Annotated in this window: 15 protein-coding genes; 9 read left to right on the plus strand and 6 right to left on the minus strand. The window is 57.4% G+C overall.

Annotated features, from left to right (window positions below; genetic code table 11):
- The first annotated feature begins 8 nt into the window (after window positions 1–8).
- From AC0TNG_RS15070 to paeA, 5 genes are all read left to right on the plus strand, one after another.
- The gene (locus AC0TNG_RS15070) at window positions 9–1,178 is read left to right on the plus strand and encodes a Gfo/Idh/MocA family protein (protein WP_473712566.1); all 1,170 of its coding nucleotides are present in this window, start codon (window positions 9–11) and stop codon (window positions 1,176–1,178) included.
- 11 nt (window positions 1,179–1,189) lie between these two features.
- On the plus strand, window positions 1,190–2,257 hold the full coding sequence (locus AC0TNG_RS15075; RefSeq protein WP_248272840.1) for a Gfo/Idh/MocA family protein: 1,068 nt from the start codon (window positions 1,190–1,192) through the stop codon (window positions 2,255–2,257).
- A gap of 12 nt (window positions 2,258–2,269) precedes the next feature.
- Entirely contained in the window at window positions 2,270–3,292 is a 1,023-nt protein-coding gene (locus tag AC0TNG_RS15080) for a Gfo/Idh/MocA family protein (RefSeq protein ID WP_473712565.1), read from the plus strand.
- 79 nt (window positions 3,293–3,371) lie between these two features.
- Window positions 3,372–4,919: an MFS transporter gene (locus tag AC0TNG_RS15085; RefSeq protein ID WP_473701952.1), complete on the plus strand. Its 1,548-nt coding sequence runs from the start codon at window positions 3,372–3,374 to the stop codon at window positions 4,917–4,919.
- Window positions 4,920–5,113: 194 nt separating this feature from the next.
- Complete coding sequence (paeA, locus tag AC0TNG_RS15090) at window positions 5,114–6,451, plus strand: polyamine export protein PaeA (protein ID WP_023310162.1); 1,338 nt, start codon at window positions 5,114–5,116, stop codon at window positions 6,449–6,451.
- A gap of 71 nt (window positions 6,452–6,522) precedes the next feature.
- Here the strand turns inward: paeA and AC0TNG_RS15095 are convergent, their stop codons facing one another.
- Window positions 6,523–6,729, minus strand: a complete 207-nt coding sequence (locus AC0TNG_RS15095) for a DUF1107 domain-containing protein (protein ID WP_008501430.1) — start codon at window positions 6,727–6,729, stop codon at window positions 6,523–6,525.
- A gap of 324 nt (window positions 6,730–7,053) precedes the next feature.
- Here AC0TNG_RS15095 and AC0TNG_RS15100 point away from each other — a divergent pair, with 324 nt between their 5' ends.
- Window positions 7,054–7,611, plus strand: a complete 558-nt coding sequence (locus AC0TNG_RS15100; RefSeq protein WP_473712564.1) for a YtfJ family protein — start codon at window positions 7,054–7,056, stop codon at window positions 7,609–7,611.
- Here AC0TNG_RS15100 and cysQ read toward each other — a convergent pair.
- The gene (cysQ, locus tag AC0TNG_RS15105; RefSeq protein WP_024907298.1) at window positions 7,605–8,345 is read right to left on the minus strand and encodes a 3'(2'),5'-bisphosphate nucleotidase CysQ; all 741 of its coding nucleotides are present in this window, start codon (window positions 8,343–8,345) and stop codon (window positions 7,605–7,607) included. The genes AC0TNG_RS15100 and cysQ overlap by 7 nt on opposite strands.
- A gap of 190 nt (window positions 8,346–8,535) precedes the next feature.
- On the opposite strand from cysQ, the gene AC0TNG_RS15110 reads away from it, so the two are divergent.
- Window positions 8,536–10,479, plus strand: a complete 1,944-nt coding sequence (locus AC0TNG_RS15110) for a bifunctional 2',3'-cyclic-nucleotide 2'-phosphodiesterase/3'-nucleotidase (protein WP_473712563.1) — start codon at window positions 8,536–8,538, stop codon at window positions 10,477–10,479.
- A 98-nt stretch (window positions 10,480–10,577) separates the two neighbouring features.
- On the opposite strand, the gene AC0TNG_RS15115 is transcribed toward AC0TNG_RS15110, so the two are convergent.
- Window positions 10,578–10,964 (minus strand): winged helix-turn-helix transcriptional regulator, encoded by a 387-nt coding sequence (locus tag AC0TNG_RS15115; RefSeq protein WP_023334278.1) that lies wholly within the window; start codon window positions 10,962–10,964, stop codon window positions 10,578–10,580.
- A gap of 84 nt (window positions 10,965–11,048) precedes the next feature.
- On the opposite strand from AC0TNG_RS15115, the gene AC0TNG_RS15120 reads away from it, so the two are divergent.
- Together AC0TNG_RS15120 and AC0TNG_RS15125 are read left to right on the plus strand one after the other, a co-directional pair.
- Window positions 11,049–11,897 carry an SDR family oxidoreductase gene (locus tag AC0TNG_RS15120; protein WP_157188517.1) on the plus strand — a complete coding sequence of 283 codons (849 nt, stop codon included), beginning with the start codon at window positions 11,049–11,051 and terminating at the stop codon, window positions 11,895–11,897.
- A gap of 96 nt (window positions 11,898–11,993) precedes the next feature.
- Complete coding sequence (locus AC0TNG_RS15125; protein ID WP_473712562.1) at window positions 11,994–12,707, plus strand: 4'-phosphopantetheinyl transferase family protein; 714 nt, start codon at window positions 11,994–11,996, stop codon at window positions 12,705–12,707.
- Here the strand turns inward: AC0TNG_RS15125 and AC0TNG_RS15130 are convergent.
- Genes AC0TNG_RS15130 through AC0TNG_RS15140 form a run of 3 tightly spaced genes read right to left on the minus strand, consistent with a single transcriptional unit; the run spans window position 12,675 to window position 15,833 of the window.
- A complete protein-coding gene (locus AC0TNG_RS15130) occupies window positions 12,675–13,622 on the minus strand; it encodes an alpha/beta fold hydrolase (RefSeq protein ID WP_090419361.1) in 948 nt (315 codons plus the stop codon). The two genes, AC0TNG_RS15125 and AC0TNG_RS15130, sit on opposite strands and share 33 nt — an antisense overlap.
- A complete protein-coding gene (locus AC0TNG_RS15135; protein ID WP_417927944.1) occupies window positions 13,615–14,784 on the minus strand; it encodes an alkane 1-monooxygenase in 1,170 nt (389 codons plus the stop codon). The genes AC0TNG_RS15130 and AC0TNG_RS15135 overlap by 8 nt, the downstream gene beginning before the upstream one ends.
- The gene (locus AC0TNG_RS15140) at window positions 14,778–15,833 is read right to left on the minus strand and encodes a 2Fe-2S iron-sulfur cluster binding domain-containing protein (RefSeq protein ID WP_417927945.1); all 1,056 of its coding nucleotides are present in this window, start codon (window positions 15,831–15,833) and stop codon (window positions 14,778–14,780) included. The genes AC0TNG_RS15135 and AC0TNG_RS15140 overlap by 7 nt, the downstream gene beginning before the upstream one ends.
- Between the last annotated feature and the right edge of the window lies 1 nt (window position 15,834).

Below are 15,834 nucleotides of genomic sequence, written 5' to 3' on the forward strand. Positions count from 1 at the left end.
AAGAAACGATGTTAAATGTCGCTATCGTGGGAACAGGGAATATCTCGCACAACCATATTCAGGGCTATTTGCAGTTTGGTCAGCGCTGCCGGATCGTCGCGCTGGTGGATATCTACCCGGAAAAAGCCCACGAGAAAAAAACGCGCTACGGCCTGACGGACGCCCGGGTGTATGACAGCCACCAGCAGATGCTGGCGTCAGAGCCGGATATCGATGTCGTCGACGTCTGCACGCCGCCCTACGTCCACGCAGAGATCGGCATTGATGCCCTGAACGCGGGCTGCCACGTGCTGTGCGAAAAACCGATGGCCGCCTCGCTGGAGGAGTGCGACGCGATGATCGCCGCACAAAAGGCCAGCGGCAAAACGCTCTCCATCATTGCCCAAAACCGCTTTACCGATGCCTTCTGGCGCTTAAAAGCAGCGCTGGATTCGGAGCTTGCGGGCAAGGTTTGCCACGCGCAGGTGGACTCCTTCTGGTGGCGCGGACACTGCTACTACGACCTGTGGTGGCGCGGCACCTGGGAAAAAGAGGGCGGCGGCTGCACCCTTAACCACGCGGTTCACCACATCGACGCCATTCAGTGGATGCTCGGCTTCCCGTCCGAGGTGGTGGCGATGATGACCAACGTGGCGCACAACAACGCTGAAGTCGAAGACCTCAGCGCCGCGATCTTCAAATACCCCAGCGGCGCGCTCACCCAGCTTACCGCCTCGGTCGTGCACCACGGGGAAGACCAGAAAATCATTATTCAGGGTGACAAGGCACGTATCTCTGCGCCGTGGCAGGCCTTTGCCAGCGTCAGCGCCGATAACGGCTTCCCGCAGGAGACTCACGATCTGACGCGAGAAGCGCAGCTCAACGCCGTTTTTCAGGAGACGCCGAAGCTCGAGTGGACGCTGCACACCGGGCAGATTAACGACCTGCTTTCCGCCATCGAGCACGGCACGCCGCCGTTAGTGGATGGCCTGCAGGGCAAACGCTCGCTGGAGCTGATTACCGCGATCTACAAATCCGCCATTACCCGCACCGTGGTCTCGCTGCCGATTCAGCGCGATGACCCGTTTTACCGTACCGGCGGGACGAGCACCCTCGCTCCCCGTTTTTATGAAAAATCCGCAAGCGTCGCCAACTTCAGCGAAGTGGGTGCCATCCCCCTTGGCAAAGATCTGGATTAAGGAGTGACACCATGAACAAAAATGACGGAATGAACTACGCCCCGGTGGGTAAACCCCAGCCGGTTGTCCGCGAAGGGGAATTTGTTTTTGCCGCTGCCGCGCTCGACCACGGCCATATCTACGGGATGAGTAACGGCCTGATTGAAGCCGGGGCCACGCTGAAGTGGGTATACGATCCCGATCCGGCCAAAGTGGATAAATTCATCCAGCAGTACCCGCAGGCAAAAGTGGCGGAGTCGCTGGAGGTGATACTCAACGACGACGAGGTGCGCCTGGTGGCCGGTGCGGCCATCCCCTCCGAGCGCTGTGCGCTGGGGCTGAAAGCCATGGCCGCAGGCAAGGACTACTTCACGGATAAAGCGCCGCTCACCACTCTTGAACAGCTGGCGGATGCCAAAGCGATGGTTGAGAAAACCGGGCGGAAATACGCCGTGTACTACAGCGAACGTCTCCACGTGGAGAGCGCGGTGTTTGCCGGACAGCTGGTGCAGCAGGGGGCCATTGGCCGCGTGGTGCAAACCCTGGGAACCGGCCCGCACCGGGAAGGGACCGGCCGCCCGGACTGGTTCTACGATCGTCGCTATTTTGGCGGCATTCTGTGCGACATCGGCAGCCACCAGATTGAGCAATTTCTGTTTTACACGGGCAACCGTAACGCCACCGTGGTCGCCAGCCAGGCACGCAATTTCAACCATCCGCAGCATCCGGCATTTGAAGATTTCGGTGACGCAACAATCAGGGGCGAAAACGGCGCCAGCGGCTATTTCCGCTGCGACTGGTTCACCCCGGACGGGCTCTCAACCTGGGGCGACGGCCGTCTGACGCTGCTCGGCACCGACGGGTATATCGAGATCCGCAAATATGTCGATCTCACCCGCGGCGAGCAGGACGTGGTTTATCTCGTCAATAAAGAGGGGGAATTCCGCTATCCGGTCGCCGGACAGGTCGGGTTCCCGTTCTTTGGCGAACTGATCCTCGACTGTCTGCATCGTACAGAAAACGCCATGACGCAGGCGCACGCCTTCAAAGCGGCGGAGCTCTGCGTAAAGGCCCAGATGCTGGCCAACGCGACGGAATAACGGGAGGCGACAATGACGATCCTGAACACGGCGGTTATCGGTGCCGGAGCGATTCACGGCTGCCATGTGAATGCGTTGCGCCTGCTCCCCAACGTCGCGCTATGCGCGCTGGTGGACATCGACAGCGTCAAAGGGCTGGAGCTGGCAATGCGCTATCAGTGCCGCTTCTATCAGGATTACCGGGAAATGCTGCTGGATGATGCCATCGACGTGGTCCACATCTGCACGCCGCATTTCGAGCATAAGAACATGATCCTGGCGGCGCTCGCCGCCGGGAAGCATGTTTTCTGCGAAAAACCGGTGGGCATGAACAGCAGCGAACTCGTGGACATCACCCGTGCCGCCGAACAGGCGTCGGGTCTGCTCGGCGTGTGCTACCAGAACCGCCTCAACCCCACCAGCCTGCGCATTCGCCAGATGCTGGAGGACGGCGAGCTGGGAAAAATGCTCAGCATTAAGGCCGTGCTGACGTGGTCACGCTCGGGCGCGTACTACACCGAAAGCCCGTGGCGCGGGCGGCTGGCAACGGAAGGGGGCAGCCTGCTGATCAACCAGGCCATTCATACCCTCGACCTGATGCAGTGGTTCGCAGGCGGCGTAACGCGCGTGAAAGGCGTGGTGGACAGCGGCGAGCTGGCGGACGTGACCGAAGGGGAAGACAGCGCGATGGCCACACTGCACTTTGCCAACGGCGCACGCGGCCTGTTTTACGCCAGCAACTGCAATACCACGGATTCCCCCCTCTGGCTTGAAATCCACTGCGAACGGGGCTCACTGCTGCTCAGTGACAACGCGCTCTGGCGTATTACCCCTGGCGAGCGACTCAGGCTGGCCAGCGATAACTCCCCTGACGGCCAGATCAAAAGCTACTGGGGATTGGGGCACGAGCAGGCGATCCGCCGTTTTTATCATGCTATTTCTCATCCCGGAAACACGGATTACACCGACATCCATGAAGCCGGAAAATCACTCACCCTTGTGGAGGCTATTTACCGCTCATCTCAGTTAAGACAATGGATAGATATCAATAACTAGAACGTAATTTGTATTCCAGCACTCAATAAAAAAACGACCCGGAAAACGGGTTAATCATTACCCTACACTGGATATTATTATGGTCAAACCAACTGAACGTAGAGTGGGTTATGGCGTGGCGCTCGGCTACGGCGTAACCGATCTTTTTGGCGGGGGTGCGTTTACCATTATCGGCACCTGGCTGTTATTTTTTTACACCACCTATTGCGGACTCTCAGTCATTGAAGCGGGATCTATATTCGCCATTGCCCGCGTGATTGATGCGCTATTAAGCCCGATTATGGGCTATATCACCGATAACTTCGGGGATACCTGGCTCGGGCGTAAATTTGGCCGTCGCCGCTTCTTTTTATTACTCAGCTCACCGCTCATGTTTTTGTATGCCCTGCTGTGGATGACGGACATGGGTTACTGGTACTACCTGGGCACTTACCTCTCTATTGAGCTGCTGTCGGCGATGGTGCTGGTCCCCTGGGAGACCCTGGCGGCTGAGATGACGAACCGGTATGAAGAGCGTAGCCGCCTCTCAGGCGTGCGGATGATCTGCTCCCAACTGGGCGGTTTTCTTGCGGTTTCGGTTCCCGGCGTGATTATGCAGTTTACGGGTAAAGATAATCCGTTTACCTATACCCTCACCGGGCTGATATTTTCCTGCGTGTTCTGCCTTGCGGTGTTTATTACCTGGTACACCACCTGGGAAGCAAAGGATGTGCATCAAGAGTCAGATTTTAAAGTGGACAACCAGCGCAGCAGCGGGATACTCAATCACCTGAAATATCTGGTGCTGGATCTCTTTTCCTCCTTCCGTATTCGCGCGTTTCGCCTGCATATCATTATTTACATCTTTTCGTTCACGGCGATGGACGTGTTCGGTTCGGTCTTTACCTATTACGTCGTGTATTGCCTGAGCCAGGATGCCTCGGCGGTTTCCGGCTGGCTGAGCATTGCGGCCTTCGCCTCGGTACCCGGCACCTATGGATTTATGCTGTTGCTGAACCGGCTGAACGTCACGCCGTCTGCCGCCCTGCGGCTCGCTTACGGCTGTATCTTCCTGGTGCTGGCCTTCCTGTTTACGGTCTACCTCACTAAAACGCAGGTACCGACGCTGCTGTTCTCCGCGGTCTTTATTCTGCTCGGTGCCGCCCGCTCTGGCCTCTACTATATTCCGTGGAATATATACAGCTTCATTCCGGATATTGACGAGATGGTGACCCAGCAGCGCCGCGAAGGCATTTTTGCCGGCGTGATGGTCCTGACCCGCAAGAGCACGGTGGCGATTGCCATCATGATCATTGGCCTGGTGCTGCAGGAGTCCGGCTTTGTGAAGGGCAGCGGCGCGCAGCCTGAAAGCGCGCTGGGGGCAATTATCGGCCTGATGATCTTCGCAACGGCAGCCCTGCTGGCGGTCAGCTTCTTCACCACCTACAGGTTCAAGCTCACCCGTGAGACGCACAAGCTGCTTCTGAAGGAGATTGCGCGCCGTAAGCTGGGTGGCGATTACCGCGACTGCGACGCCGGGACCCGCGTGGTGATTAAGCAGCTCACGGGCTATGAATACGATCAGGTATGGGGAGGCGATGCCACCCGTCGGGCGGTGGGCGATGTCCGCCTGTCTACCGTGAAATAACGCGATGTACCGGACAGCGCCCGCTGTCCGGTCTGTTTTATGCCAAAAATGTGACCTCTGGCAGATTTACATCTCTTTACGCTATACTACCCGCTGAAATAATCGGCTCAACGCTACGAGCTGGTGTTCAATGTGTTTTCACACAAATGGTATCAACTCCCCTTCTGAGGATCTGGCGAGAAGCCGGATAAACTATGTTAAACAGTATTTTAGTAATACTTTGTCTGATTGCCGTCAGTGCATTTTTCTCGATATCTGAGATCTCGCTGGCCGCGTCCCGTAAAATCAAACTGAAGCTGCTTGCCGATGAAGGCAACATCAATGCCACCCGCATTCTGAAAATGCAGGAAAACCCCGGCATGTTCTTCACCGTGGTGCAGATCGGCCTCAACGCGGTCGCCATTCTCGGCGGTATCGTGGGCGATGCGGCGTTTTCCCCGGCGTTTTATAGCCTCTTTGTTAAGTACATGTCCGTTGAGCTGGCCGAACAGCTGAGCTTTATCCTCTCCTTCTCGCTGGTCACCGGCCTGTTTATCCTCTTTGCCGACCTGACCCCGAAACGCATCGGTATGATTGCGCCAGAAGCTGTGGCTTTGCGTATCATCAACCCGATGCGCTTCTGTCTGTACGTGTTTCGTCCGCTGGTGTGGTTCTTCAACGGCCTGGCGAACGTGATTTTCCGCATCTTTAAGCTGCCGATGGTGCGTAAAGACGACATCACCTCTGACGACATCTATGCGGTCGTAGAAGCCGGCGCGCTGGCCGGGGTACTGCGCAAGCAGGAGCACGAGCTAATTGAGAACGTATTTGAACTGGAATCCCGTACCGTGCCGTCTTCCATGACGGGCCGTGAAAGCATTATCTGGTTCGATTTACATGAAGATGAGCAGAGCCTGAAGAACAAAGTGGCGCAGCACCCGCACTCCAAGTTTCTGGTCTGTAATGAAGATATCGACCACATCATCGGTTACGTCGACTCCAAAGACCTGCTGAACCGCGTGCTGGCAAACCAGAGCCTGGCGCTCAACAGCGGCGTGCAGATCCGCAATACCCTGATTGTGCCGGACACCCTGACGCTCTCCGAAGCGCTGGAAAGTTTCAAAACCGCCGGGGAAGACTTCGCGGTTATCATGAACGAATACGCGCTGGTGGTGGGTATTATCACCCTGAACGACGTGATGACCACGCTGATGGGCGACCTGGTTGGCCAGGGGCTGGAAGAGCAGATTGTTCAGCGTGACGATAATTCATGGCTGATTGATGGCGGCACGCCGATTGAAGACGTGATGCGCGTGCTGGATATCGACGAGTTCCCGCAGTCCGGCAACTACGAGACCATCGGCGGCTTTATGATGTTTATGCTGCGTAAGATCCCGAAACGTACCGACTCGGTGAAGTTCTCCGGCTACAAGTTTGAGGTGGTGGATATTGATAACTACCGCATCGACCAGCTGCTGGTGACGCGCATCGACAACAAACCGACCGTACTGGTGCCGAAGCTGCCGGACGCGGAAGAGAAGGTGTCGGCGTAACGTTCCAGCCCCTACAAACATCAACGGCTCCCATCGGGAGCCGTCTTTTTAACTACTGCATAGCACGTTGGTTAAGCCATCTCAGTCTGCAGACGCATAACCTGACGGTTGACTTCGGACATCACAGACAGATGCTGTTTGTCCTTCACTTTTGGGACAAGGATCTTGCCCTTATCAAACTCAAAAGCGCCAACATCCTTGATATACAACCGTCCACGGAACAGGATCTTCACGTACTTCGCCACCTGAAGCGGGTTGTAGCGTTGGAAAATTTTCATTCTTGTATCTCCTGCGAATCATACGCTCTTGCGGTGCCACAATCGGCCCGACTGTCCTGAGCGCAAATTTTAATGCCCAATGACTATAGACCAGAACTACGGTGTTACCCAGTGTGCATAAGTTTATTTACCGTTTGATTACAATTATTCAGAATAATCTTTGCAAAGCGTGACTGAGAGCAGTATAAGCCGTCGTTTTTTCATGGATATGTGCGTTCACCCGCAAACTGGCATCGGGATTGCGGGAAAACCACATTGATCGCACTTATCATTAAAAGCGCAAGACCAAGTGGTCGGATCACCTGCAAACAATAAGGAAACGCCATGACCCTACGTAATATCCTTGCAGCAGCCTGCCTGCTGCTGCCCCTGTGGGCTTCCGCTCACAGCATTGAAAAAGGACAACGTGTACCGCCAGTCGGCATTGCTGACCGGGGAGAATTGATTCTCGACAATGATAAGTTTAGCTACAAAGCCTGGAATAGCGCGCAGCTCGCGGGCAAAGTGAGAGTTGTACAACATATTGCCGGTCGTACATCCGCAAAAGAGAAAAATGCCAGCCTGGTGGAAGCGATCAAGGCCGCAAAATTCCCTCACGACCGCTACCAGACCACCACGATCGTGAATACCGATGACGCCATTCCGGGCTCCGGGATGTTTGTGCGCTCAAGCCTTGAGAGCAATAAAAAGCTCTACCCGTGGTCGCAGTTTATCGTCGACAGCAACGGCGTCACCCGTAAGGCCTGGCAACTGGAAGAAGAGAGCTCCGCCATTATCGTGCTGGATAAAGAAGGTCGCGTTCAATGGGTGAAAGACGGTGCGTTAACCCAGGAAGAGGTGCAGCAGGTTGTTGACCTGCTGCATAAGCTGCTGGCTCAATAAATCGAGACGCGGAAGCCGGGGTTGAGGAAGGATTCGCGCGGGGTATAGTCCAGCGGCTTGCCCTGCCAGTCATGAACGTGCGCCCCGGCTGCCGCGGCAACGGCATGCCCGGCGGCGGTATCCCAGACGTTGGTTGGCCCGAAGCGGGGGTAGAGCTGCGCATGACCTTCCGCCACCAGGCAGAATTTCAGCGATGAGCCAATCGAGGTGGTCTGGTGTTCACCCAGCTGTTGCAGATACTCCTGCAGCTCGCTGTCGCTGTGCGAGCGGCTAATCACCACCAGCGGTGGACGCGCATCGCGCACCTGGATCTGCTTGCGCACGCCGCACTCTTCCTTCCACGCCTTCCCTTCTGCGGCGCTGTACATCACTTTCATGACCGGCGCATAGACCACGCCCAGCACCGCTTTTCCCTTTTCAATCAGGGCGATATTGACGGTGAATTCACCGTTGCGCTTGATGAACTCTTTTGTCCCGTCCAGCGGATCGACCAGCCAGTAGCGCTGCCAGTGCTGACGCTCCTCCCAGCTTTGCGGCGCTTCTTCTGACAGGACGGGGATGTCCGGCGTTAAGGCCTGTAACCCTTTCAGGATCACCTTATGCGCCGCAATATCTGCCGCCGTGACCGGAGAGTCGTCGGCTTTGCTGACCACCTCCATAGGTTTACTACCGTCATACACCTGCATGATGGCATCTCCCGCATCCCGTGCGAGCTGACAAATTTTATCTAGCATTTTCCACCTCTTTGTTAACGCAGTGAGGTTAACTCTTTGTTTTAGTTATATCGTAATGTGAACAATTCCGCTATCTGTGAAGCAATTCCGGTTTCAGGTTACATTTTTCTGTCAGGATTCACATTTCTGTAAGCAACAAGCTATAGATACATACTCTTTTGTGGTCTGCATCGAAAAAAGGACTCCTCTGATGATTAAGTTTAGTGCAACGCTTCTGGCGACGCTGATTGCAGCGAGCGTTCAGGCGGCGACGGTAGATCTGCGTATTTTGGAAACGACCGATCTGCACAGCAACATGATGGACTTCGATTACTACAAAGATACCCCGACGGAAAAATTCGGACTGGTACGTACGGCAAGTTTGATCAATGCGGCGCGTGGCGAAGTGAAAAACAGCGTGCTGGTCGACAATGGCGATCTCATTCAGGGCAGTCCGCTCGGAGATTACATGGCGACCAAGGGGCTGAAAAAAGGCGAGATCCATCCTGTTTATAAAGCGATGAACACTCTGGATTATACCGTCGGCAACCTTGGCAACCATGAATTCAACTACGGTCTGAAATACCTCCATGACGCCCTGGCCGGCGCGAAATTCCCGTACGTTAATGCCAATATCATCGACGTTAAGACCCAAAAGCCGCTCTTTACCCCTTACCTGATTAAAGAGACAAGCGTCGTCGACAAGGACGGTAAAAAACAGACGCTAAAAATCGGCTATATCGGTTTTGTCCCACCGCAGATCATGACGTGGGATAAAGCCAACCTCGACGGTAAAGTGACCGTGAACGACATCACCGAAACCGCTCGCAAATACGTGCCGGAAATGCGTAAAAAAGGCGCCGATCTGGTGGTCGTTGTCGCCCACTCGGGTCTCTCCGCCGATCCGTACCAGGCCATGGCAGAAAACTCCGTTTACTACCTCAGTGAGGTCCCGGGCGTTGACGCAATCCTCTTCGGCCACGCCCACGCGGTCTTCCCGGGCAAAGATTTTGCCGGCATCAAAGGGGCGGACATTGAGAAAGGCACGCTCAACGGCGTGCCGTCGGTGATGCCGGGCATGTGGGGCGACCATCTGGGCGTGGTGGACCTGGTGCTGAATAACGACAGCGGCAGCTGGAAGGTGACGCAGTCAAAAGCTGAAGCGCGCCCGATTTACGACGCTGCGGCTAAAAAATCGCTGGCGGCTGAAGATAAAAAACTGGTCGACGTGCTGAAGCACGATCACGACGCCACGCGCGAATTCGTCAGCAAGCCGATCGGCAACTCCGCCGACAACATGTACAGCTTCCTGGCGCTGGTGCAGGATGACCCGACCGTTCAGGTCGTCAATATGGCGCAGAAAGCCTATGCCGAACACTTTGTGCAGGGCGATCCGGATCTGGCAAAACTGCCTGTCCTGTCGGCCGCAGCGCCATTCAAAGTGGGGGGACGTAAGAATGACCCGGCAAGCTATGTGGAGGTCGAAAAGGGCCAGTTGACCTTCCGTAACGCCGCCGATCTCTACCTCTATCCGAATACTTTGGTGGTGGTTAAAGCCACCGGGAAAGAGGTGAAAGAGTGGCTGGAGTGCTCTGCCGGACAGTTTAACCAGATTGATCCGCACAGCAGCAAGCCGCAGTCGCTGATTAACTGGGACGGCTTCCGTACCTACAACTTCGACGTGATCGACGGCGTGAACTACCAGATTGACGTCACCCAGCCGGCGAAATATGACGGCGAGTGTCAGGCGATCAACCCGCAGGCGGAGCGCATCAAAAACCTTACCTTCAACGGCAAGGCGATCGACCCGAATGCCACTTTCCTGGTGGTGACCAATAACTACCGTGCCTACGGCGGTAAGTTTGCCGGTACGGGCGATAGCCACATCGCCTTTGCTTCTCCAGATGAGAACCGCTCGGTGCTGGCGGCGTGGATCAGCGCGGAGTCGAAAAAAGCGGGAGAAATTCATCCGGCAGTGGATAACAACTGGCGTCTCGCGCCGATCCACAGCGATACGCCGCTGGATATCCGTTTTGAAACGTCACCGTCCGATAAGGCAGCCGCGTTTATTAAGCAGAAGGCGCAGTATCCGATGAAACAGGTCGCGACGGATGATATCGGGTTCGCGATTTATCAGGTGGACTTGAGCAAGTAAAAGCAAAACGGCAACGCACGTTGCCGTTTTTGGTGTTTGTTCCCTCTCCCTGTGGGAGAGGGCCAGGGTGAGGGCATCAGGCCGCACATACCCGGCTTTTACGCCGCGCGATCGTCCCTGTTCGCCATCACCTTCGGCGTATTAACCTCAATCCAGTCCGCCAGCGCGGCGACCTTCTCGCTCACCTCAACGCCCAGCGGCGTCAGGCTATACTCTACGTGCGGCGGCACCACCGGATACGACACGCGATCGACAAACCCGTCCAGCTCCAGCGCCTGGAGCGACTGGGACAGCATCTTTTCGCTCACCCCGCCCATTTTACGGCGCAGATCGCTAAAGCGATGTGTTCCCTGGCGCAGGGCCAGCAGAATCAGGACACCCCAGCGGCTGGTCACGTGTTTGAGCACCTCGCGTGAAGGGCACTGCTCCGCGAAAAGATTGCCATCGCGCATTTGTTCGCTGAGCGTCGGTATCGTTGTTTTCATACTTACCTTTTTGTACGTACTTACTAAAAGTTAGCTATGGTGCTAGTGTGCCACAACATCAGACAAACACGAAGGAGATTCACCATGATCGCGATTACCGGCGCTACAGGCCAGCTTGGCCATCTCGTTATCGAACAGCTGTTGAAAACCGTACCGGCCAGCCAGATTGTGGCCATCGTACGTAACCCGGCGAAAGCGCAGGCCTTAAGCCAGCAGGGGATAGTGGTGCGTCAGGCAGACTACACGGACGAAGCCGCCTTCGCCGCCGCGCTGAGCGGCGTGGATAAACTGCTGCTGATCTCTTCCAGTGAAGTCGGCCAGCGCGCAACCCAGCACCAGAACGTGATTAACGCCGCCAAAACGGCAGGAGTGAAATTTATCGCCTACACCAGCCTGCTGCACGCGGACAACTCACCGCTCGGTCTGCACGTTGAACACGTTGCCACTGAAAACGCGCTGGCGGCGTCCGGCATTCCTTATGCCCTGCTGCGCAACGGCTGGTATACCGAAAACTATCTGGCGAGCGCGCCGCCTGCGCTGGAACACGGCGTGTTTATTGGTGCGGCAGGCGAAGGCAAAATTGCCTCTGCCACCCGCGCAGACTATGCCGCGGCGGCAGCCAAAGTGATTGCTGAAGAGGGCCACGCGGGCAAGGTGTATGAACTGGCGGGCGACCACGGCTGGACGCTGAGCGAACTGGCGGCTGAACTCAGCAAACAGAGCGGGAAGCCGGTCACCTATCAGAATCTCAGTGAAGCGGATTTTGCCGCCGCGCTGAAAAGCGTCGGCCTGCCTGCCGGGCTGGCGGATATGCTGGCGGACTCCGATGTCGGTGCCTCCAAAGGGGGACTTTTTGACGATAGCCATACGCTGAGCAAACTGATCGGGCGCGCAACGACGCCGCTGGCGCAGAGCATCAAAGCCATTCTGTAACGGCCTGACCGTTTTCTCCCGCGGCCGGGTGATTCCCCTTACCCGGCCCGCACTTCTATGGCATTCTGTCCTCCCGACAGATACCGAAACCCTGCTATGTTTACTGCGATAAACACGGATTCCGCGCCCCCTTTTATTCACTCCGTTGAGATGGGCAACGTCGCCCCTTTCCCCGCACTGCGCTACTGCCTGGTCTCATTCACCGTGCACGAGTACCATGACGGGCTCTTTGATAAATGGGGCATCCCTTTTCCCGTTCCGCTCAACAGCGCCGTGGTAAAACGCCGGGCGGAGTATCTTGCGGCACGCTATGCCGCGCAGCGGGTGCTGAGATCCTTCGGCTGTGACGCTACGCCGGGCAGCGCGCCGGATCGTTCTCCGGTGTGGCCTTCCGGCTGGCGGGGAAGCCTGTCACATTCTCATGAGTGGGCGCTGGCGGTCATCGCGCCAGAGGCGTCTGGCCTGACGCCGGGCGTCGACATTGAGTTTTTTGCCCCCGGGATGATGCAGCGGACAGCGCACCTGTTTACCACACCGCAGGAGCGGGAATGTCTTGCCGCCAGCCCGTTCGACGAGGCCAGCGCGCTACTCATCACCTTTTCCGCGAAAGAGAGCCTTTATAAAGCGCTCTATCCTGAGGTTGGCCGCGCCCTCGATTTTGACGCGGCCCGCATGTGCCACATCGCGCCTGAAGAGCAGAGGATCACCCTGGAGCTGACCCAGACGCTGTCACCTCAACGCGTAAAGGGCAGCCGGATCCAGGGCTATTATCAGCTCTCAGGCGACAGGGTTATCACGCTCATTGCCTGACGCCAGCAAGGGAGCCAGATACGCCATCACCATGTCGATGCCCTCCCCCGGACGGCGCAGCGGATTATGCCCCTGACCGTGGGTCTCTGCCAGCCTCGCGCCAGGCCAGGCGTTGACCAGGCATTCCGCTTCGACCCGCAATACGATGTCATCGCTGCTGTCGTGAATAACCAGAGCAGGCTGATCGACCTGCTGCAGCCCCTCATAGGCGTTAAAGCGCTGCCAGACCGCCTCGCCAATACCAAAGTACCCTTCAATATACCGTCGTAGCCTTTGCTGCTGACGACCCGGGAGATTCAGGATCGCGGCATATTTGGTGACCAGCCCGCTAAAGTGCGTCGGCGCCCCCACGATAACCAGCGCGCGGGTCCGCAATCCCGCTTTTACCGCATTAATAACGGATAACCCGCCAAACGAGTGCGCCACAATCGCGTCAAAACCCCCTTCCTGCTGCGCCAGCTGTTCAATGATTTCAATGAACTCGACGATGCTGCTCTGACGTCCAGCCGCGTTGCCATGTGCGGGGGCGTCAAACCCGATGACCTGAAAGCCCTTTTCGACCAGCGTCTTGATCAGCCTGCCAAAGTGGGAAGCCCTCGACTCCCAGCCGTGGGCTAACAGCACGGTAGGTCCCTCGCTGCCCCAGCGGTACACCACCGCATGTTTACCATTACTCAAAGGGAGAGACTCAATGCGGCTCGCCAGCGCCGTCATCTCTTTATCGCCTGCACGCGTCGGCACCCGGCGCGGCGTAAAAAACCGATTGCCCAGCCAGTCGGCGGTCGCCCCCGGCACAACCCGATCCATCAGGCGGATACCGGCCTTCACGCATGACACCATCGGTGAGCGCAGGTAGGCGGGGCCACGATACTGCTGGTAGGCTTGCTCAATCAGACGATCAAATTGCTCACTCATGGGACTCTCCGGAAACACAGGGAACAGTGGACTTAACCGCGGATGATTCAGACTGACGGATCAGGGCACGCTCTGCGTCACTGGCAACGTGTTCGTCCCAGTACGCGAGTTTTGCCTCCATTCGCTTAAACCACAGCGGCGGGATCAGCGCGTAAAAAATATGGGCGACATACCCTTTTTCGATTCCCACCGCGTAGCTGTGCGCCTGCAAATTCCAGTATTCACGACGCGGATGGGTGTGATGATCGGAGTGGCGCGTCAGGTTCAACAGACCGGCCGACGAGGCCCGGTTATTGCAATCCCAGCTGTGTCGCGGCTCCACCCGCGTGCCGGGAAGGCGGACCAGACCGTAGTGCTGGATGTAATTCACCGTTTCAAACAGGAACTTAGAGACCAGCATGGTCACCAGGCACGCCAGCGCGCCCCGGACGCCCGCCGCCGTAAAGCAGATCGCCACGATCAGCAGGCTCATCAGCACCCCGCTCACCACCCGGTTCACCAGCATGGCGCCGCCTCGGTTCTGAAGCGACAGCCGCTGCGCTTCCACCTGCCAGGATTCAACATACTGCGACAGAGAAGAACGGATAAAGAAGCGATACACACTCTCCCCACGACGCGCCGTCGCGCCGTCCGCCGGGGTCGCCACGTTAGGATGATGCGAATAGACGTGTGAAATCGAAAACTGCGCATCGCCGACCAGCGCCAGAAGCCAGCGCCCGACCATCATCGCCGCCAGGCTGTGGGTTTTGTGGATAAGCTCATGGGCCACCACGGTGTTGGTGCTCATGGTATAGCCGGTGGAGACCGCCGCAAGCAGCAGCTCAGGCTCGGTAAGGTGATGCAGCGCCATGATGTTGTGACCCGTCAGGGCGGAAAGCCATGCGCCAAACCCGAGCAGATCGCCCGGCGCGGCCTGCCAGATCAGGGCGAACAACGCCAGCAGCGCGGCCGGGAGCTGTAAATACGGGATGATTTCCAGCAGCGCCGGCAGCCGGTAGTGGCGATCGGCGGTGTCGTGCGTGGTTGCGTTATCGAAAAGGAGATAGCTCAGCGTCACGCAGAGGATGGAAACGACGATCCACACGCCGCCGAGCACGGTTGTGAGCGCGGTCAGCGGAAAAAAAATGCAGGGGACAAGGGCAAATCTCAGGTAACTCAACATACGGGCTCCTTATTGTTATGACTGTTTTTTGCACCGACCGGCGGGGAGAAGCAGTCCATTTCAAGCAGGTGGCTCATCACCCCTCCGGCAAGCAGCCTCTGCCGGCACGCCTGCGCCAGCGCGGGATTGCCGCAAATCACGACGCGCCATTCGGCTACCGCCGTCCGGCGGGGATAGAGGGCGCGCCAGTCGTCCAGCCAGCAGGTAATGCGTCCTGCCAGCTCCATCGCCTGAACCTCACGCTCCCGGGATAACGCGTGCAGATAGTGAAAACCGGGATAGTGCTGACGCAGACGATGCAGTTCCTGCAGGTCGAATGTGTCCTGCCGCCTGCGAACCGCGTGGATCAGCATGACCTCGCGGTGGGGATGACGCGCCAGCGCGGCGCGGACCAGACCCAGCGTCGTTCCCAGTCCCGATCCACTGGCGATAGCCAGCAGAGGACCGTTACCGTCATCCCGCTGGCCGAACTGCCCCAGGCAGTCTGAGAGCCACACCTTCCGTCCAGTCGCCTGTTCATCACACAGCAGTGGGGATAGCCGCCCCTCTTCACGGCGCGTGATATCCAGAACAATCTCTCGCCCCTGGCTCGGCCAGCTCACGGAGAAGCTCCGGATATCCTTATCCTTTTCGAGACCGACCTGAACGTATTGTCCTGGCTGAAAGGGCAACGCCTGCTCCGCCAGCAGCGTCACGCGCCATACCGTGGATGAGAGCGCAACAGCCCGCTTAACTCGCGCAGGCGTCCAGGACGCGGATGCCGCGGCCAGCGTTAAATCCGATTCTGGCAGGCACTGGCATGCCAGCACGTGGCCGGCGGCAATCTCCTCCTGGCTGAGCAAATAGCTCAGGTCGACAAGCGAACGCACCTTGCCGCTCGTTACCCGGCAAAGACAGGATTTACACGAGCCGACCTGGCAGTTATACGGCAGGGAAACGCCGGCGTTGAGCGCGCTTTCGAGAAGCGTATGGCCGGACGGCAGGGGGAATTCATGTCCCTCAAGCGTCCCCTGAAAATGACCACGTCGGGAAAACCATCTCTTCAGCATC

This window comes from Enterobacter sp. PL_is514, from assembly GCF_055816715.1.